The sequence below is a fragment of the Serratia bockelmannii genome (assembly GCF_051803255.1).
GTDB lineage: Bacteria > Pseudomonadota > Gammaproteobacteria > Enterobacterales > Enterobacteriaceae > Serratia > Serratia bockelmannii.
Map to the genome: position 1 here is coordinate 5154972 of NZ_CP196512.1, position 19461 is coordinate 5174432.

Consider the following 19461-nt stretch of genomic DNA (forward strand, 5'->3'; position numbering starts at 1 on the left):
TAAATATTCAGCCAAATCCGATTACGTGAAGTAAAAGGTCTGAAAGATAGAACATCTTACCTCTGTACCCTACGCCTGTAACTCTACATCATTTTTTCGCAGGGCAAAAGAATTTTTTGTAGTTTACTTACACAATTTGCGGCGCAAGAACGGCGAAGTTGGGGAAACTATCGCCGAATCTTGTAGCTTAATTACGAAAAGTGCTTAGGTTATCGCCAGTTAGCGCATCCGGCGATAACCCGACGATCAGTGCGCCTCATCCCAGTTCATGCCGACGCCCACGTCAACCTTCAGCGGCACCGCCAGGGTCATACTGCCTTCCATCAATTGGCGGATACGTTGGCTGGCTTCTTCGAGCACCGACTCGTGCACCTCAAACACCAATTCATCGTGCACCTGCATGATTGCGCGCACCAACGGCTTCTCCTGCCCTTGCAGCCAGGCGTCGACCTCAATCATCGCACGCTTGATGATATCAGCTGCCGTGCCCTGCATCGGGGCGTTGATAGCGGCGCGCTCGGCCGCCTTGCGGCGCATGCCATTGCTGGAGCGGACGTCAGGCAGGTACAGACGGCGACCATCCAACGTGCTGACATAGCCCTGTTCTGAGGCCTGCTGGCGGGTACGCTCCATGTAGTCCAGCACGCCTGGGTAACGCTCGAAGTAGAGATCCATATAGCGCTGAGCTTCCCCACGCGGGATCCCCAGCTGACGCGCCAGGCCGAAGGCGCTCATGCCGTAAATCAGGCCGAAGTTAATCGCCTTGGCGCTGCGGCGCTGCTCGCCGGTCACTTTATCCAACGGCACGCCGAAAACTTCCGACGCCGTGGCGCGGTGAATGTCTTTCCCTTCGGCGAAGGCCTTCAGCAGCCCTTCATCCTGTGACAAATGCGCCATGATGCGCAGCTCGATTTGCGAGTAGTCGGCCGCGACGATGCGGTAGCCTTCCGGCGCGATAAAGGCCTGGCGAATGCGTCGCCCTTCATCGTTGCGCACCGGGATGTTCTGCAGGTTCGGATCGCTCGAGGAGAGACGGCCGGTAGCGGTCACCGCCTGATGGTACGAGGTATGCACCCGGCCGCTGACCGGATTGATCATCAGCGGCAGCTTGTCGGTATAGGTGGTCTTCAGCTTCGCCAGGCCGCGGTATTCCAGGATCACCTTCGGCAGCGGGTAGTCCAGCGCCAGCTCGGCCAGCACCTCTTCGTTAGTGGACGGCGCCCCGCCCGGGGTTTTCTTAAGCACCGGCAGCTTTTGTTTTTCGTACAAGATAGCCTGCAGCTGCTTGGTCGACGCCAGGTTGAACGGCTCTTCCGCCAGCTCATGGGCCTGCACCTCCAGTTCCGCCAAACGCTTGGCCAGCTCCTGAGAGTGGGCCGACAAAATGGCCGGATCGATCAGCACCCCGGTGCGTTCGATATGCGACAGCACCGGCAGCAGCGGCATTTCAATCTCATTGAATACCGTCAGCAGCTCCGCGCTCTGTTTCAGCTGCGGCCACATCGCCAGGTGCAGCTGCAGCGTGACATCCGCGTCTTCGGCGGCGTAAGGCGCCGCCTGCTCCAGCGCGATCTGGTTGAACGTCAGCTGGTTTTTACCCTTGCCGGCGATCTCTTCGAAGGTGATGGTTTTGTGGCCCAGATAACGATCGGCCAGGCTGTCCATATCATGACGGCCACCGACGCTGTCCAGCACATAGGACTCCAACATGGTGTCATAGGCGATACCGCGCATCTCGATGCCGTAGCGCGCCAGCAGGCTCATGTCGAACTTCAGGTTTTGCCCGACCTTGAGCGCCTTCTCGTCCTCCAGCAGCGGCTTGAGCGCTTCCAGCACGTAGGTGCGATCCAGCTGTGGCGGTGCATCCAGATAATCGTGTGCCACCGGCAAATAAGCCGCTTCACCCGGCGCGATCGCGAAGGACAGGCCGATCAGGTTGGCGGTCAGCGTATCCAGGCCATCGGTTTCGGTATCGAAGGCAAATACGTCGGCCTTTTTCAGCCGCGCCAGCCAATCGGTAAAGGTCGTTTCGTCCAGGATGGTGACATAACCGTCCTGAGACAGCTTGGCCTCCGCCAGCGCTTTCGGCGTTTCCGCAGCGATGGCCGATTTGGCGGCGCCGGCAGCTTTCGCGCCCGCGCCTTTCTTGTTTTCCAGCCAGACGCCGGCCTCCACGTCCGCCAGCCAGCGTTTGAACTCGTACTGTTTGAACAGCTGTTGCAACGTGTCGACATCCGGCGCGGAGACCGTCAGGTCCGCACAGGTCAGATCCAACTCGACGTCGGTTTTGATCGTCGCCAGCTTATAGGAGAGATACGCGACCTCTTTGTTCTGTTCCAGCTTGGCCGCCATGGTTTTGGCGCCGCGGAAGCTCAGCGTGGCGATATTCTCCAGATTGCCGTACAGCGCATCCAGCCCACCGATCCCCTGCAGCAACGCCTGGGCGGTTTTCTCGCCCACGCCCGGCACGCCGGGAATGTTGTCCGATGAATCGCCCATCAACGCCAGGAAGTCGATGATCAGCTCCGGCGGAATACCATATTTATCGCACACTTCCTGCGGGCCGAGGATCGTGTTGTTCATGGTATTGATCAGGGTGACGTTCGGCGTCACCAACTGCGCCATGTCTTTGTCGCCGGTGCTGATCAGCACCGCGTGGCCGGCCTTTTCGGCCTCCAGCGCCAGCGTACCGATGACGTCGTCCGCCTCAACGCCGGGCGTCACCAGCAGCGGCAGGCCCATCGCCTTGACCATGCTGTGCAGCGGCTCGATCTGCGCACGCAAATCGTCCGGCATCGGTGGCCGGTGTGACTTGTATTCAGCGAACAGATCGTCGCGGAAGGTCTTCCCTTTAGCATCAAACACCACGGCAACGTGGCTCGGTTGATACTGCAGCAGCAGGCTGCGCAGCATATTCAGCACGCCATACATCGCGCCGGTTGGCTCGCCCGCCGAGTTGGTCAGCGGCGGGAAGGCGTGATAAGCGCGGTAGAGGTAGGAGGAACCGTCAACCAGGATTAGTGGGTTTTCTGCAATCTGGGCCATAGCGTTTCTTTATCGTGATCGGACATAGGGGTAAGCATGCCATAGCTGGCCGCCGGAGACGAACCTTAGCGTGCATTGCGGACGAAAATGATGTGATGGTGCGCGAGGATCCGCAAGATCTTACCTGTGGATAACTTTGTGCATAGAAAAGAGACCGAATTATAACGCTGTGATTATCGTTATAACGGCGAATAAAATTCCTATTTAAATCACCGCGTTAAAAGAACGAATTCCGGCGACGCTTTATTACTGGCTTTTATTGAATTTGTGGATATAACTTTCGCCGGATTTTAATCGCACTATTAATCAAATTCGGCGCCTCAATTACCCTAGCACAAGCTGGGAAAGTTGCACAAAAACTCAGCAAATGGTTATCCGATGAGACGAAAAACAGTGATTTTTAGCGGCGCTTTACCCCGACGATCTCTGTTAAAATAGGCTTTTGTTCATGCGCTTTGGCATGCAACGATGTTCCCAACAACCGTCAGCCCATAACCATGCCAAGATTGTTAACGCCTGTTATCTTTATCATTTCCGTCATACTCACCATTCTGGTGACGGTGTTGTGTTCCATCCCCATCACGTTGGCCGGCATCGTGAAACTCCTGGTGCCCATTCCCGCCGTCTGGCGATATATCTCGGCTTTCGCCGATTTCATGATGTGGTGTTGGTGTCAGGGGCTGGCGCTGTTATTGCGTATTAACGGGCAATTGCGTTGGGATATTGAAGGGCTGGAAGGGCTGGATCGTAAAAACTGGTATCTGCTGATCAGCAATCACGAAAGTTGGTCAGACATTGTCGTGTTGTGCGTGCTGTTCAGAAATCATATTCCAATGAATAAGTATTTCCTCAAGCAACAGCTCGCCTGGGTACCTTTCGTCGGCCTGGCCTGCTGGGCGCTGGATATGCCATTCATGAAACGTTACTCCCGTGCCTATTTGCTCAAGCACCCGGAGAAACGCGGCAAGGATATCGAAACGACGCGCCGTTCCTGCGAAAAATTCCGCCAGCGCCCAACCACCATCGTCAATTTCGTCGAAGGTTCGCGCTTCACCGAAGCCAAGAAAATTAAAAGCAATTCACCCTACCGCAATTTGCTGGCGCCCAAAGCCGCCGGCATCGCGTTTACCCTTAGCGCGCTGGGCAATCAGTTCGACAAAGTGTTGAACGTTACCCTGCTCTATCCGGAAAATAACCAACGGCCTTTTCTGGACATGCTGTGCGGTCGTCTGACGCGTATCGTAGTAAGAATTGAGACGTTGCCGATCGATGAAACCCTGCACGGGGACTACTTCAACGACAAGCTGTTCAAGCGGCGCTTCCAGCTATGGCTGAATACGCTGTGGCAGGAAAAAGACCGGTTGCTGGATAAATTGAAGCGGCAATATGGATAAAAAAAACGCCGGCAATGCCGGCGTTTTTCATGTTGAATCAGGCTTATTTCTGCTGGCTGAGGAATTTAACCACGTCGGCGAACTGCTTCACGTAAGCGTCCATCGAGCTGGTATCCAGGCCATCGTTTTTAACCATGTATTTGCCGTTCACAAATACCGCCGGCACGCCGCGCAGCTGCAGATCTTCCGCGGCTTTCTCCTGTTGAACCACCAGAGATTTCACCACGAAGCTGTTCCAAGCTGCGTCATAATCTGCGGCGGTCACGCCCGCTTTTACGAAGACGTTACGGATATCGTCCGGCGTTTGCACGGTCTGGGTTTTCTGCACCGCTTCAAACATCAGCGGGCTTACTTTATCTTCCACGCCCAGCGCCATCGCCACCGCCCACGCCTGAGTCAGCTGTTTGCCCAGTGGCCCCAAGAACTCCACGTGGTACTTGGTCATTTTGGTGCCGGCAGGCAGCGCCTTTTTCACGTTTTCGGACACGTGATAGACCTGCTCAAATTGGTAGCAGTGCGGGCAGTAGAAGGAGAAGAACTCCAGTACCTGCGGCTCGCCGGTCACCGGCTTGTCCAAGGTCACATACTGAGTGCCATCGCTAAACTGTGCCGCCGAGGCACTGAATGCCATCACCATGCCAACGAGCGCCAACCATATTTTTTTCATAAGACTAAACTCTCCATTGTGTTAAAGCTTCAATACATTGGCGTCAGCTGCAGAGGAGGCTCCTGCAACAGCTTAACCTGTTCGGTGAAGGCCGCAGTCTGAGACAACCAGAAATCAGACTCCGCCATCCACGGAAAACTCTTAGGGAAGGCCGGATCCTGCCAACGGCGAGCGACCCAGGCCAGGTAATACACCATGCGCATCGCCCGCAGGGGTTCAATCAACGCCAGCTCGCGCTGATCGAACTCGGCAAATTCGCCGTACGCCTCCAGCAAGACATCCAGCTGCATCAGTTGATCGCGACGTTCACCGTGCAGCAGCATCCACAAATCCTGCACCGCCGGGCCGTTGCGCGCGTCATCAAGATCGACAAACAGCGGGCCGTCGCGCCACAGAATATTGCCCGGATGGCAATCGCCGTGCAAACGACGCGGCTGCCAGTTCAGATGCCAGTGCGGCTTGATCGCCGCAATCAGGTTATCCGTCGCCTGCAGGAACGCTTCACGCTGCGCTGCCGGCAACAGCTCGCAATCGGCCAGCGCCTGACGCGGGGCAATAAGATACTCTTCAATCCCCATGGTCGGCCGCTCAGCAAACAAGCGCTCACCGCCGACCTGATGGATACGCCCCAGAAAACGGCCTACCCATTCCAACTGATCCAGATTGTCTATCTCGTATTGCCGGCCCCCCACGCTAGGGAACAGCGTAAAGAAAAAACCGCCGTGCATATGCAGCGTAGTGCCTTGCAGCGCCAGCGGCGCCACCGCCGGGATCTCCGCGCCGGCCAGATCCAGAGCGAACTGATGTTCCTCACCGATTTGTGCGGCACTCCAGCGCTCCGGACGGTAAAACTTCACCACGTAGCGTCGGCGATCTTCGTCCATAAACTGATAGACGCGGTTCTCATAGCTGTTCAGCGCCGTCAGGCCGGAATCAACGCGCAGGCCAATCCCTTCTAGCGCGTCCATAATCAAATCGGGCGACAGGGTGTCGAAATTAAAAGCAGAGTTATTCATAACGTTCGTTTGATCGCTGACAGCATGGTGCCGGGAATGAGAAATAGTAGCATTAATGACGCATTTCACGCGCTATGCTTTCTCGCACCGCACGAGGATCAGTCCTTGATAACGCCGCGAGCGCGCAACAGCGCCGTTTTAAAATCTTCTTCGTAATCTTTCTTCAGACCCGGGATCTGATCCGTGCCGGCGCTACCGCGCATTTTCAGGTGGTAAATAAGAATATCATCGCTCAATTCGGACAACTCGCCCTGGAAGCCCGCTTCCTTCGCCAGCTTTTGCAAAAACTGCATCAAATTGAGATCGGGATCTTCCTGCCAGGCCGGGTGCAACAGCTCGATCAACTCGTTTACGCGATGCGTTTTCATCTCAATATCGTCCAATAGCATGAATAAACTCACAAAGTAACAGGCTTACCCACGCAGTGAAAGAACCGGCTTGTCAATAAAGGTAAATCCTGATGTCGCGCTGGCTTTAGCGCTACAATCAGCGCATCGACAAGGCGGGATAAACGAGATGCATAAAGAAATCAGCGGCGTCATTTTGGCCGGCGGACGGGCCACGCGCATGGGCGGTGAAGACAAAGGCCTAGTGTCGATTGGCGGGATCGCACTCTATCAACACGTATTGGCTCGGTTACGCCCGCAGGTGGCCTCCGTCGCCATCAGCGCCAATCGCAATCAGGCACGTTACCAGGCGAGCGGTTTGCCGGTGATTGGCGATCTGACGCCCGACTTCGCCGGGCCGTTGGCCGGGATGCTCGCCGGGCTCACACAGGCTCACAGCGAATGGGTGGTCTTTGTCCCCTGTGATGTCCCCGACTTTCCCGCCGACTTAGTCGCACAACTCTGGCGGCAAAAAGGCGCGGCGCAGGCGGCCTTTGCCAGCGATGGTGAACGAGATCACCCTACGCTGGCGTTATTGCATAGCCAAATAGCACCGCAGCTGGCTGACTATCTGGCCCGAGGTGAACGCAAGCTGATGCTGTTCCTGCATCAAATTGGGGCACAACGCGTGGCGTTCTGCGGACAACAAGCGGCATTTCATAACCTGAATACGCCGGAAGACTGCCGGAATTGGCAGCAAGCACGAGAGCTAAAGTAATGAATCGTTCATTGCCCCCTTTGCTGGCCATCGGTGCCTATAGCGGAACGGGAAAAACCACCTTGCTCAAACAGCTGATCCCGCTGCTGAAACAGCGCCAGGTGCGGGTTGGGCTGATAAAGCATACGCACCACGATATGGATGTGGATACACCGGGTAAAGACAGCTATGAGCTGCGCAAAGCGGGTGCCGACCAAACGTTGGTCGCCAGCGATCGCCGCTGGGCATTGATGACCGAAACGCCGGAGCAACAACCTTTGGATCTACGCTACCTGGCAGAGCGTTTTGATGCCGATAAGGTCGACTTGATTCTGGTGGAAGGGTTCAAATATGAGCCGGTCAGCAAGATCCTGCTTTATCGGGCCGAGATCGGTAGGCCGCTAGAAGACATGCTGGATCAGTTTGTCGTGGCGGTAGCCAGCGACCGACCGCTATCCATCACGGCTAAGCCGTTGGATCTCAATCAGCCGGAAAGCATCGCCGATTTTATTGTCGAGTGGTTGAAAGGCGCAGCGTAGCTGCGCTTTTTTACGTTTTACGCACAGCAAAAAGCCCTGAACGTCAGTTCAGGGCTTTCGGCTTTATTTGATGCCTGGCAGTGTCCTACTCTCGCATGGGGAGACCCCACACTACCATCGGCGCTACGGCGTTTCACTTCTGAGTTCGGCATGGGGTCAGGTGGGACCACCGCGCTATTGCCGCCAGGCAAATTCTGTTTCATTCCAACCGCCTCACTTCCATGAAGCCATCAGAACCAATCTCGGAACTTCGCTGAAAATCTCTCTAAAAACACCTTCGGTGTTGTAAGGTTAAGCCTCACGGATCATTAGTACTGGTTAGCTCAATGCATCGCTGCACTTACACACCCAGCCTATCAACGTCTTAGTCTTAAACGTTCCTTCAGGGGCCTTAAAGGCCCAGGGAAGACTCATCTTGAGGCAAGTTTCGCGCTTAGATGCTTTCAGCGCTTATCTTTTCCGCACTTAGCTACCGGGCAATGCCATTGGCATGACAACCCGAACACCAGTGGTGCGTTCACTCCGGTCCTCTCGTACTAGGAGCAACCCCTCTCAATCTTCCAACGCCCACGGCAGATAGGGACCGAACTGTCTCACGACGTTCTAAACCCAGCTCGCGTACCACTTTAAATGGCGAACAGCCATACCCTTGGGACCTACTTCAGCCCCAGGATGTGATGAGCCGACATCGAGGTGCCAAACACCGCCGTCGATATGAACTCTTGGGCGGTATCAGCCTGTTATCCCCGGAGTACCTTTTATCCGTTGAGCGATGGCCCTTCCATTCAGAACCACCGGATCACTAAGACCTACTTTCGTACCTGCTCGAGCCGTCACTCTCGCAGTCAAGCTAGCTTATGCCTTTGCACTAACCTCACGATGTCCGACCGTGATTAGCTAACCTTCGTGCTCCTCCGTTACTCTTTGGGAGGAGACCGCCCCAGTCAAACTACCCACCAGACACTGTCCTCACCCCAGATTATGGGGCCGAGTTAGAACATCAAACATTAAAGGGTGGTATTTCAAGGATGGCTCCACGCAGACTGGCGTCCACGCTTCAAAGCCTCCCACCTATCCTACACATCAAGGCTCAATGTTCAGTGTCAAGCTATAGTAAAGGTTCACGGGGTCTTTCCGTCTTGCCGCGGGTACACTGCATCTTCACAGCGAGTTCAATTTCACTGAGTCTCGGGTGGAGACAGCCTGGCCATCATTACGCCATTCGTGCAGGTCGGAACTTACCCGACAAGGAATTTCGCTACCTTAGGACCGTTATAGTTACGGCCGCCGTTTACTGGGGCTTCGATCAAGAGCTTCGCCTTGCGGCTGACCCCATCAATTAACCTTCCAGCACCGGGCAGGCGTCACACCGTATACGTCCACTTTCGTGTTTGCACAGTGCTGTGTTTTTATTAAACAGTTGCAGCCAGCTGGTATCTTCGACTGGCTTCAGCTCCATCCGCGAGGGACTTCACCTACATGCCAGCGTGCCTTCTCCCGAAGTTACGGCACCATTTTGCCTAGTTCCTTCACCCGAGTTCTCTCAAGCGCCTTGGTATTCTCTACCTGACCACCTGTGTCGGTTTGGGGTACGATTTGATGTTACCTGGAGCTTAGAGGCTTTTCCTGGAAGCAGGGCATCAACTACTTCTGCACCGTAGTGCATCGTCATCACGCCTCAGGGTTAGTATGCAACCGGATTTACCAGGTCACACCCCCTACACGCTTAAACCGGGACAACCGTCGCCCGGCTAGCCTAGCCTTCTCCGTCCCCCCTTCGCAGTAACACCAAGTACAGGAATATTAACCTGTTTCCCATCGACTACGCTTTTCAGCCTCGCCTTAGGGGTCGACTCACCCTGCCCCGATTAACGTTGGACAGGAACCCTTGGTCTTCCGGCGAGCGGGCTTTTCACCCGCTTTATCGTTACTTATGTCAGCATTCGCACTTCTGATACCTCCAGCAACCCTCACAGGCCACCTTCAACGGCTTACAGAACGCTCCCCTACCCAACAACGCCTAAGCGTCGCTGCCGCAGCTTCGGTGCATGGTTTAGCCCCGTTACATCTTCCGCGCAGGCCGACTCGACCAGTGAGCTATTACGCTTTCTTTAAATGATGGCTGCTTCTAAGCCAACATCCTGGCTGTCTATGCCTTCCCACATCGTTTCCCACTTAACCATGACTTTGGGACCTTAGCTGGCGGTCTGGGTTGTTTCCCTCTTCACGACGGACGTTAGCACCCGCCGTGTGTCTCCCGTGATAACATTCTTCGGTATTCGGAGTTTGCATCGGTTTGGTAAGCCGGGATGGCCCCCTAGCCGAAACAGTGCTCTACCCCCGAAGATGAGTTCACGAGGCGCTACCTAAATAGCTTTCGGGGAGAACCAGCTATCTCCCGGTTTGATTGGCCTTTCACCCCCAGCCACAAGTCATCCGCTAATTTTTCAACATTAGTCGGTTCGGTCCTCCAGTTAGTGTTACCCAACCTTCAACCTGCCCATGGCTAGATCACCGGGTTTCGGGTCTATACCTTGCAACTAATCGCCCAGTTAAGACTCGGTTTCCCTACGGCTCCCCTATACGGTTAACCTTGCTACAAAATATAAGTCGCTGACCCATTATACAAAAGGTACGCAGTCACACCACGAAGGTGCTCCCACTGCTTGTACGTACACGGTTTCAGGTTCTATTTCACTCCCCTCGCCGGGGTTCTTTTCGCCTTTCCCTCACGGTACTGGTTCACTATCGGTCAGTCAGGAGTATTTAGCCTTGGAGGATGGTCCCCCCATATTCAGACAGGATGTCACGTGTCCCGCCCTACTCATCGAACTCACGACCTGTGCATTTTAGTGTACGGGGCTATCACCCTTTGCTGCGCGACTTTCCAGACGCTTCCACTAACACACAAGCCGATTCAGGTTCTGGGCTCCTCCCCGTTCGCTCGCCGCTACTGGGGGAATCTCGGTTGATTTCTTTTCCTCGGGGTACTTAGATGTTTCAGTTCCCCCGGTTCGCCTCATGCCACTATGTATTCATGACATGATAGTGTGTCGAAACACACTGGGTTTCCCCATTCGGGTATCGCCGGTTATAACGGTTCATATCACCTTACCGACGCTTTTCGCAGATTAGCACGCCCTTCATCGCCTCTGACTGCCTAGGCATCCACCGTGTACGCTTAGTCACTTAACCTCACAACCCGAAGATGTTTCCATCGTTCGTGCTGCAAACATTTGAGAGACTCTATGACAGGTTACTCTTCATCCCAGTACATCTACGGAGGGATAAATTTCAGCCGTCATGTTTCAATTTTCAGCTTGTTCCAGATTGTTAAAGAGCAATATCTTAAACATGACTCGCAAGTCATCTTTAAGATTTTTTCGGTTATCGCTAACCGGTGATAATGTCTTTCACTCATTATCGGAATGGCGTCCCCAAGGGGATTCGAACCCCTGTTACAGCCGTGAAAGGGCAGTGTCCTAGGCCTCTAGACGATGGGGACACGAAAATCCGATTAAACTGAATAACTTAATCGGTTCGTATCAGCATGAATGACTCATGGCATCAACAGGTAGCGCTTTGCTCGTTACTTTTCATCAGACAATCTGTGTGAGCACGCCACTCGAACTAATATCTTTAGGTAAGGAGGTGATCCAACCGCAGGTTCCCCTACGGTTACCTTGTTACGACTTCACCCCAGTCATGAATCACAAAGTGGTAAGCGCCCTCCCGAAGGTTAAGCTACCTACTTCTTTTGCAACCCACTCCCATGGTGTGACGGGCGGTGTGTACAAGGCCCGGGAACGTATTCACCGTAGCATTCTGATCTACGATTACTAGCGATTCCGACTTCATGGAGTCGAGTTGCAGACTCCAATCCGGACTACGACATACTTTATGAGGTCCGCTTGCTCTCGCGAGGTCGCTTCTCTTTGTATATGCCATTGTAGCACGTGTGTAGCCCTACTCGTAAGGGCCATGATGACTTGACGTCATCCCCACCTTCCTCCAGTTTATCACTGGCAGTCTCCTTTGAGTTCCCGGCCGAACCGCTGGCAACAAAGGATAAGGGTTGCGCTCGTTGCGGGACTTAACCCAACATTTCACAACACGAGCTGACGACAGCCATGCAGCACCTGTCTCAGAGTTCCCGAAGGCACCAATCCATCTCTGGAAAGTTCTCTGGATGTCAAGAGTAGGTAAGGTTCTTCGCGTTGCATCGAATTAAACCACATGCTCCACCGCTTGTGCGGGCCCCCGTCAATTCATTTGAGTTTTAACCTTGCGGCCGTACTCCCCAGGCGGTCGATTTAACGCGTTAGCTCCGGAAGCCACGCCTCAAGGGCACAACCTCCAAATCGACATCGTTTACAGCGTGGACTACCAGGGTATCTAATCCTGTTTGCTCCCCACGCTTTCGCACCTGAGCGTCAGTCTTCGTCCAGGGGGCCGCCTTCGCCACCGGTATTCCTCCAGATCTCTACGCATTTCACCGCTACACCTGGAATTCTACCCCCCTCTACGAGACTCTAGCTTGCCAGTTTCAAATGCAGTTCCCAGGTTGAGCCCGGGGATTTCACATCTGACTTAACAAACCGCCTGCGTGCGCTTTACGCCCAGTAATTCCGATTAACGCTTGCACCCTCCGTATTACCGCGGCTGCTGGCACGGAGTTAGCCGGTGCTTCTTCTGCGAGTAACGTCAATTGATGAGCGTATTAAGCTCACCACCTTCCTCCTCGCTGAAAGTGCTTTACAACCCGAAGGCCTTCTTCACACACGCGGCATGGCTGCATCAGGCTTGCGCCCATTGTGCAATATTCCCCACTGCTGCCTCCCGTAGGAGTCTGGACCGTGTCTCAGTTCCAGTGTGGCTGGTCATCCTCTCAGACCAGCTAGGGATCGTCGCCTAGGTGAGCCATTACCCCACCTACTAGCTAATCCCATCTGGGCACATCTGATGGCAAGAGGCCCGAAGGTCCCCCTCTTTGGTCTTGCGACGTTATGCGGTATTAGCTACCGTTTCCAGTAGTTATCCCCCTCCATCAGGCAGTTTCCCAGACATTACTCACCCGTCCGCCGCTCGTCACCCAGGGAGCAAGCTCCCTTGTGCTACCGCTCGACTTGCATGTGTTAAGCCTGCCGCCAGCGTTCAATCTGAGCCATGATCAAACTCTTCAATTAAAAGCTTGATTTGCTTCCACTCGAGAAGCGATGCTCAAAGATTTACTGCATGAATTTTACTTCAGTTAGTCACTCTTCAAGACTTGATATTTTTTTGCATCCGAAGATGCTGGATATCGTCTTGTGGAGTGCCCACACAGATTGTCTGATAAATTGTTAAAGAGCAGTGAGTTAGGCGCTTTCGCTTGCTAACTCGAGGTGGCGTATATTACGCTTTTCACCCGGAGAGTCAAGCGTTTATTTCGCTTTCCTCTCGCTGACCCGGCGGCTTGTCAGTCGTTGTTCCCGGTCAGTGGAGGCGCATTATAGGGAGTTCTCGGCGGGCCGCAACCCCTAAATGCAAAAAACTTTTCAAGCGCGGTTTTTTTCGGCAAAAGGGCGAAAAAGCGACGAATTTATGTCACTTTTTCAGGCAAACAGCCATAAAAGCTGGCGATCGCTGGAGTAAAATAGAAATAACGATGTCAGTAAGGACCCGCAGCCATGCCGTTAAATGCACAACAACAGGCCGCCCAACGCAATCTTTCTTATCTGCTTGCAGAGAAACTCGGCCAACAAATTCTGGCGGGCGATTATCAGGCCGGCAGCATCCTGCCCGGTGAAATGGAACTGGGCGAGCAATTCGGCGTCAGCCGCACCGCAGTACGCGAAGCGGTAAAGATGTTAGCCGCCAAAGGCATGTTGCTACCGCGCCCGCGCATCGGCACCCGCGTGATGCCGCAGAGCCAATGGAATTTCCTCGATCAGGATTTACTGACCTGGTGGATGACGCGGGAAAACTTCGATCAGGTGATGCAACACTTCCTTATCTTGCGCACCTCGCTGGAGCCACAGGCCTGCGCGTTGGCGGCAAACCACGCCAGCCCGCAGCAAACCAAGCTGCTGGCGGAACTGATGGCGGAAATGCGCGCGCTGCATACCCAGTTTGATCGCGAGCGTTGGATCCAGGTCGATACCCAATTCCACCAGCTTATCTATGAGGCCAGCGGCAACCCGTTCCTGACCTCGTTCGCCAACCTGTTCAGCTCGGTGTACCAAAGCTACTTCCGTGCCATCACCGGCAATGAAGTCATTAAGCTGCGCCATCATCAGGCTATCGTCGATGCGATACTCGCCGGAGACAGCGCCGGTGCCCTCGTCGCCTGCCAGGTGCTGTTGAAAGAGAAAGACTAGACACGCTCCCCGCTTATATATAGAAGAAAGAGACGAGGGACAGACGACCATTTAACCAGGACCGACCATGACCCAATCCGCGCGCAGTATGGCAGGGCTACCGTGGATCGCCGCAATGGCGTTCTTTATGCAGGCGCTGGACGCCACCATCCTCAACACGGCGCTACCGGCGATCGCCCAAAGCCTGGGGCGATCGCCGCTGGCGATGCAATCGGCCGTCATCAGCTACACGCTGACGGTGGCAATGCTGATCCCGGTCAGCGGCTGGCTGGCGGACCGCTTCGGCACCCGGCGCGTGTTCATCTTCGCCGTCACGCTATTCACCCTCGGCTCGCTGCTGTGCGCCCTCTCCCCCACGTTGAGCGCGCTGGTCGCCTCTCGCGTGCTGCAGGGCATCGGCGGCGCGATGATGATGCCGGTCGCGCGGTTGGCGCTGCTGCGCGCCTACCCGCGCAGCGAACTGCTGCCGGTGCTGAACTTCGTCACCATGCCCGGCCTGGTCGGGCCGATTCTGGGGCCGCTGCTGGGCGGGTGGCTGGTCACCTACGCCACCTGGCACTGGATTTTCCTGATCAATATCCCTATCGGCCTGCTCGGCATCTTCTATGCGCGCAAATACATGCCGGACTTCACTACGCCCAAACGCCGCTTCGATTTTCTTGGCTTCATGCTGTTCGGCCTGAGCCTGGTGCTGATCTCCACCGGGCTGGAGCTGTTTGGCGAGCGGGTACTGGCAAGCTACGTTTCGCTGGGTATTCTGCTCAGCGGCTTTGTGATGCTGTTCGGCTACATCGCGCACGCCCGCCGTCACCCTCAGCCGCTGATCGGTCTCGACCTGTTCAAAACCCGTACCTTCTCGGTCGGTATCGCTGGCAACGTCGCCTCCAGGCTGGGCACCGGCTGCGTGCCATTTTTAATGCCGCTCATGCTGCAGGTGGGATTCGGCTATACGGCGATCGTCGCCGGTTGCATGATGGCGCCAACCGCCATCGGCTCGCTGATGGCGAAATCCACCGTCACTCAGGTGCTGCGCTGGTTCGGCTACCGTAAAACGCTGGTCGGCATTACCGTTATCATCGGAGTGCTGATCGCCCAGTTCGCCCTGCAAAGCCCGGGCATGCCGCTGTGGCTAATGATCCTGCCGCTGTTCGTGCTGGGCATGGCGATGTCCACCCAGTTTACCGCCATGAACACCATCAGCCTGGCGGATTTGAACGACGCCAACGCCAGCGCCGGCAACAGCGTCCTGGCGGTCACCCAGCAGCTGTCCATCAGCTTCGGCGTGGCGATCAGCGCAGCGGTGCTGCGTTTTTACGAATCCCTGTCGTTAGGCACCATGATCGACCACTTCCATTACACCTTTATCACCATGGGGATCGTCACCGTGGCGTCGGCGCTGGTGTTTATGTTGCTGAGAAGGAAAGATGGCCGCAATTTGATCAGCGGCCAGGAAAGCAAGAAAGAAGCGAAGGTGGCGAGCTAACGGCGGCCCACCGAGGCGCGTTCCACCAGCTCGGGCGTCAGCACCAGCACCTGGGGCGCGCGCTCCGGGTTTTGCAGGCGGTTGATCAGCGCATCGATCGCCAGTTCGCCCAGCGAATCCTTCGGCTGATGAATGGTGCTCAGCGGCGGCGCCAGATAACGGGCCAACTCAATGTCATCGTAGCCCATCACCGCCATATCCTGCGGCACGGAAAGCCCGGCCTGATACAGCGCCTGATAAACGCCTACCGCCACCGCGTCGTTGCCAGCGAACACCGCATGCGGCGGCTCGTCCAGCGCCAGCAGTTGGCGCATGGCGTTTACCCCGCCCTCAAACTCAAAATCGCAATGCACTTCATACCCTGGCGAAACCGGCAATCCGGCGCGACGCATTGCGTTGCGATAGCCTTCCAGTCGGTGACGAGCGGTGGTTTTATCCTCCGGGCCAGCAATGCAGGCAATCTTGCGGTAGCCGCGGGCGATCAAATGATCGGTCGCCATCTCGCCGCCCAGCAGCGAGTTATCCTGAATAATGTCGTTGGCGCCCTCGAACGGCGCCCAGTCCATCATCACGATCGGCAATGACGGGTAGCGGCTCAGGGCATCTTGCGATGGCCGGTGGTTTTCGGTGCACATCAACAACAAACCGTCGACGCGCTTTTGCAGCAGCGTCTCCATGCTGCGGTTCATGCGCGCGGCGTCTTCTTCGGTATTGCACAGGATTAAACTGTAGCCACGTTCATAGCAGCTGCGCTCCACGCCGCGCACCACTTCGGCATAAAACGGGTTGTTGCTGGCGGTCACCAGCATGCCGATAGTGCGCGTCTGATTGAGCTTCAGGCTGCGCGCCAGCGCAGAAGGCGCATAGTTCAGCTGTTCCACGGCCGCCATGACCTTGTCGCGCACGCTGTCGCTGACAAAACGATTATTGTTGACCACATGCGACACGGTAGAGGTTGAAACGCCCGCCAGGCGGGCGACATCTTTCATGGTGGCCAAAGGATCACCCCTGCTGCTGCAAGAAGGCGTCGATCTCTTCACGCCAGGGCACCGAAGGTTGCGCGCCGGGGCGGGTCACGGCGATCGCCGCCGCCGCATGGGCGAAACGCACCGCATCAGCCATGATCTTGCCTTCCAACAGGGCGGTCACCAGCGCACCGTTAAAGGTATCGCCGGCGGCGATGGTATCCACCGCTTGCACCTTGAAACCAGGCACCCGTTTGCCGTTGCCGTTTTCGCTCAGCCACACGCCGCGGCTGCCGAGGGTGATGATCACCGTCGCGATGCCCTTGTCGTGCAGCGCCTGCGCCGCACGCGCCGCATCCGTTTCGTTGTCCACGGCGATGCCGGTCAGGCGCTGGGCTTCGGTTTCATTCGGGGTGATCATATCGATCATGCCCAGCAGCTCGTCAGGTAGCTCGCGCGCCGGAGCCGGGTTGAGGATCACCTGCGTTTGATGTTGTTTCGCCAGGCGGGCGGCGGCGATCACCGTCTCCAGCGGCGACTCGAGCTGCATCAGCAGGGCATCGGCGTCGATCACTTTTTGTTGGTAGCGCGCCAGGTAATCCGGCGTTACCGCGGCGTTGGCGCCGGCATCGATGCCGATCACGTTCTCGCCTTCGGCGTTGACGAAGATCAGCGCCACGCCGGTGGTGGTGTCGGCGATGGCTTCAATCGGCTGGGTATCAATGCAATCGCTCGCCAGCTGCCGGCGGACACGTTCGCCGATATCGTCGGCGCCCACGCAGGCGATAAAGGCGATCTTCGCCCCGCTGCGCCCGGCCGCCACCGCCTGATTCGCGCCCTTGCCGCCAAACGCCACCTTATACTGTTTCCCGATCACCGTTTCGCCCGGGTGGGGGAACTGTTCAATATTGAGGATATGGTCGGCATTGATGCTGCCAAGAACCACCAGCTTACCTGTTTCCATCGCATTGATTCCTGAATTGCGCGCCATCGTAAACGCCCCGTTCCGATGGCGCTGGTATGACTTACTGAGTGACCAGTTTCAAATCGACCGGGATGGTCGCCGGCACTTTTTCGCCTTTCAGCACTTTATCGGCGGTTTCCACGCCGATCACGCCGATCTGATCGGGACGCTGCGCCACCGTCGCCGCCAGCTTGCCGCCTTCGACCGCTTTCACGCCGTCAGCGGTGCCGTCGAAGCCTACCACGATCACGTCGGTTTTACCGGCGGTTTGCAGCGCGCGCAGCGCACCCAGCGCCATTTCATCGTTCTGGGCGAACACCGCCTGCACATCCGGGTGCGCGGTCAGCAGGTTCTGCATCACGTTCAGGCCCTTGGTGCGATCGAAATCGGCCGGCTGACTGGCCAACAGTTTGAATTTATTCTGATCCAGCGACTGCTTGAAGCCTTCACCGCGTTCACGCGCGGCAGAGGTGCCGGCGATGCCTTCCAGCTGAATCACCTTGGCATCGGCGCCCGCTTTCTTGGCGATGAAATCACCGGCCATTTTGCCGCCCACGCGGTTATCCGAAGCGATGTGGCTCACCACGTCACCCTTGCTCGCCACGCGGTCCAGCGTGATGACCGGGATCTTAGCCTGGTTGGCCATCTTGATGGCGTTACCCACCGCATCGGAGTCGGTCGGGTTGATCAACAGCAGCTTGGGCGCCCGCACCATCAGATCCTGCACGTTGGCCAGCTCTTTCGCCGGGTTGTTCTGGGAATCCAGCACCACCAGGTTGTAGCCCAGCTTGTTGGCCTCTTGCTGCGCCCCATCCTTCATCGAGACGAAGAACGGGTTGTTGAGGGTGGACACCACCAGCGCGATGGTGTCTTTGGCCATGGCATTGGCGCTCAGGGTGGCGCTCAGCGCGATGGCGGAAGCTAAGGTTGCCAGTTTTTTCATTTTCATCATCGTGATTCCTGTAGGGGGAGGTTACTTGTTGCTTTTGTTATCTACCAGAACCGCCAGCAGTATCACCACTGCCTTCACGATCATTTGGTAGTAGGAAGAAACACCCAATAAATTCAGGCCGTTGTTCAGGAAGCCGAGGATCAGCGCCCCGATCAGCGTGCCGACGATGCGCCCCTTGCCGCCGGCCAGGCTGGTGCCGCCCAGCACCACGGCGGCGATGGCGTCCAGCTCATAGCCGGTGCCGGCGGTCGGCTGCGCCGACGACAGGCGCGCCACTTCGATCACCCCGGCCAGCGCCGCCAGCAGGCCGCACAGCGAGTAGACGATAATCTTCACTTTATCGACGCTGATGCCGGACAGGCGGGTCGCCGCTTCGTTGCCGCCCAGGGCATAAATATAGCGGCCCAGGCGCGTATGGTGCAGCATATACCAGGCGGCGATGAACACGATCGCCATGATCCAGATCGGCGTAGGCACGCCCAGCGGACGGCCGATGCCGAACCAGCCGAAGGTGTCGGCCACGTCGGTGAAACCGGTATTGACCGGGCTGCCGTTGGTGTACACCATGGTGACGCCGCGCAGCAGCAGCATCATCACCAGCGTGGCGATAAAGGCCTGCACCTTGCCTTTGGCGACGATCACCCCGGTGCAGGCGCCAATCGCAGCGCCCAGCGCCAATGCCGCCGCCACCGCCACCAGCGCGTTGACCTCAAAGCCGACGATCGACGCCGCCACCGCGCCGGTCAGGGCCAACAGCGATCCTACCGATAGATCGATGCCGGACGTGAGGATCACCAGCGTCATCCCCACCGCCATGATGGCGTTCACCGAAGTCTGCTGCAGAATATTGAACAGGTTGTTCAGGGTGAAGAAGTTCGGGCTCATGGAAGAGACCACGGCGATCAGCACCAGCAGCGCAATCAACGACTTCTGCTCTAACAGCCACTCTTTACTGAACCAGCGCTTGGCTGCGATAGTCTGGGAACTCATATCT

14 protein-coding genes, 1 tRNA gene and 3 rRNA genes are annotated in these 19461 nt (G+C 56.4%); 5 read left to right on the forward strand and 13 right to left on the reverse strand.

Going from position 1 to position 19461, the window contains the following annotated elements:
• Positions 1 to 7: 7 nt before the first annotated feature.
• The gene (locus ACSJLU_RS24440; RefSeq protein ID WP_071892919.1) at positions 8 to 55 is read right to left on the reverse strand and encodes a spot 42 RNA, inhibition of DNA synthesis; all 48 of its coding nucleotides are present in this window, start codon (positions 53 to 55) and stop codon (positions 8 to 10) included.
• Positions 56 to 246: 191 nt separating this feature from the next.
• The gene (polA, locus tag ACSJLU_RS24445) at positions 247 to 3045 is read right to left on the reverse strand and encodes a DNA polymerase I (protein ID WP_038630023.1); all 2799 of its coding nucleotides are present in this window, start codon (positions 3043 to 3045) and stop codon (positions 247 to 249) included.
• A 497-nt stretch (positions 3046 to 3542) separates the two neighbouring features.
• On the opposite strand from polA, the gene ACSJLU_RS24450 reads away from it, so the two are divergent.
• A complete protein-coding gene (locus ACSJLU_RS24450) occupies positions 3543 to 4439 on the forward strand; it encodes an acyltransferase (protein WP_025304720.1) in 897 nt (298 codons plus the stop codon).
• A gap of 43 nt (positions 4440 to 4482) precedes the next feature.
• Here ACSJLU_RS24450 and dsbA read toward each other — a convergent pair whose 3' ends face one another.
• The 3 genes from dsbA to ACSJLU_RS24465 form a co-directional block, all read right to left on the reverse strand.
• Entirely contained in the window at positions 4483 to 5106 is a 624-nt protein-coding gene (gene dsbA / locus ACSJLU_RS24455; RefSeq protein WP_025304721.1) for a thiol:disulfide interchange protein DsbA, read from the reverse strand.
• A gap of 29 nt (positions 5107 to 5135) precedes the next feature.
• On the reverse strand, positions 5136 to 6122 hold the full coding sequence (locus ACSJLU_RS24460; RefSeq protein WP_049209084.1) for a serine/threonine protein kinase: 987 nt from the start codon (positions 6120 to 6122) through the stop codon (positions 5136 to 5138).
• Positions 6123 to 6220: 98 nt separating this feature from the next.
• Positions 6221 to 6490 carry a YihD family protein gene (locus tag ACSJLU_RS24465; RefSeq protein WP_004931268.1) on the reverse strand — a complete coding sequence of 90 codons (270 nt, stop codon included), beginning with the start codon at positions 6488 to 6490 and terminating at the stop codon, positions 6221 to 6223.
• A 148-nt stretch (positions 6491 to 6638) separates the two neighbouring features.
• On the opposite strand from ACSJLU_RS24465, the gene mobA reads away from it, so the two are divergent.
• On the forward strand, positions 6639 to 7226 hold the full coding sequence (gene mobA, locus ACSJLU_RS24470) for a molybdenum cofactor guanylyltransferase MobA (protein ID WP_025304724.1): 588 nt from the start codon (positions 6639 to 6641) through the stop codon (positions 7224 to 7226).
• Positions 7226 to 7744 carry a molybdopterin-guanine dinucleotide biosynthesis protein MobB gene (mobB, locus tag ACSJLU_RS24475; RefSeq protein ID WP_439041049.1) on the forward strand — a complete coding sequence of 173 codons (519 nt, stop codon included), beginning with the start codon at positions 7226 to 7228 and terminating at the stop codon, positions 7742 to 7744. The genes mobA and mobB overlap by 1 nt, the downstream gene beginning before the upstream one ends.
• 72 nt (positions 7745 to 7816) lie before the next feature.
• On the opposite strand, the gene rrf is transcribed toward mobB, so the two are convergent.
• The 4 genes from rrf to ACSJLU_RS24495 all read right to left on the reverse strand — a co-directional run bounded on the left by rrf (position 7817) and on the right by ACSJLU_RS24495 (position 12930).
• Positions 7817 to 7932, reverse strand: a 5S ribosomal RNA gene (gene rrf, locus ACSJLU_RS24480).
• Positions 7933 to 8031: 99 nt separating this feature from the next.
• Positions 8032 to 10939 (reverse strand): 23S ribosomal RNA (locus ACSJLU_RS24485).
• 234 nt (positions 10940 to 11173) lie between these two features.
• A tRNA-Glu gene (locus tag ACSJLU_RS24490) sits at positions 11174 to 11249 on the reverse strand.
• A gap of 139 nt (positions 11250 to 11388) precedes the next feature.
• Positions 11389 to 12930, reverse strand: a 16S ribosomal RNA gene (locus ACSJLU_RS24495).
• The 16S, 23S and 5S rRNA genes sit together here with 1 tRNA gene alongside, the layout of an rRNA operon.
• Before the next feature lie 483 nt (positions 12931 to 13413).
• Between ACSJLU_RS24495 and ACSJLU_RS24500 the strand changes: the two genes are divergently transcribed.
• Together ACSJLU_RS24500 and mdtD are read left to right on the forward strand one after the other, a co-directional pair.
• A complete protein-coding gene (locus tag ACSJLU_RS24500) occupies positions 13414 to 14103 on the forward strand; it encodes a FadR/GntR family transcriptional regulator (RefSeq protein WP_033636503.1) in 690 nt (229 codons plus the stop codon).
• A gap of 67 nt (positions 14104 to 14170) precedes the next feature.
• Positions 14171 to 15586 (forward strand): multidrug transporter subunit MdtD, encoded by a 1416-nt coding sequence (gene mdtD / locus ACSJLU_RS24505; RefSeq protein ID WP_099816895.1) that lies wholly within the window; start codon positions 14171 to 14173, stop codon positions 15584 to 15586.
• On the opposite strand, the gene rbsR is transcribed toward mdtD, so the two are convergent.
• From rbsR to rbsC, 4 genes are all read right to left on the reverse strand, one after another.
• Positions 15583 to 16584: a ribose operon transcriptional repressor RbsR gene (gene rbsR, locus ACSJLU_RS24510; protein ID WP_025304727.1), complete on the reverse strand. Its 1002-nt coding sequence runs from the start codon at positions 16582 to 16584 to the stop codon at positions 15583 to 15585. The genes mdtD and rbsR overlap by 4 nt on opposite strands.
• A 4-nt stretch (positions 16585 to 16588) precedes the next feature.
• A complete protein-coding gene (rbsK, locus tag ACSJLU_RS24515; RefSeq protein WP_025304728.1) occupies positions 16589 to 17515 on the reverse strand; it encodes a ribokinase in 927 nt (308 codons plus the stop codon).
• Between the two features lie 61 nt (positions 17516 to 17576).
• Positions 17577 to 18464 carry a ribose ABC transporter substrate-binding protein RbsB gene (gene rbsB / locus ACSJLU_RS24520; protein ID WP_025304729.1) on the reverse strand — a complete coding sequence of 296 codons (888 nt, stop codon included), beginning with the start codon at positions 18462 to 18464 and terminating at the stop codon, positions 17577 to 17579.
• A 24-nt stretch (positions 18465 to 18488) separates the two neighbouring features.
• The gene (gene rbsC / locus ACSJLU_RS24525; RefSeq protein WP_025304730.1) at positions 18489 to 19457 is read right to left on the reverse strand and encodes a ribose ABC transporter permease; all 969 of its coding nucleotides are present in this window, start codon (positions 19455 to 19457) and stop codon (positions 18489 to 18491) included.
• Between the last annotated feature and the right edge of the window lie 4 nt (positions 19458 to 19461).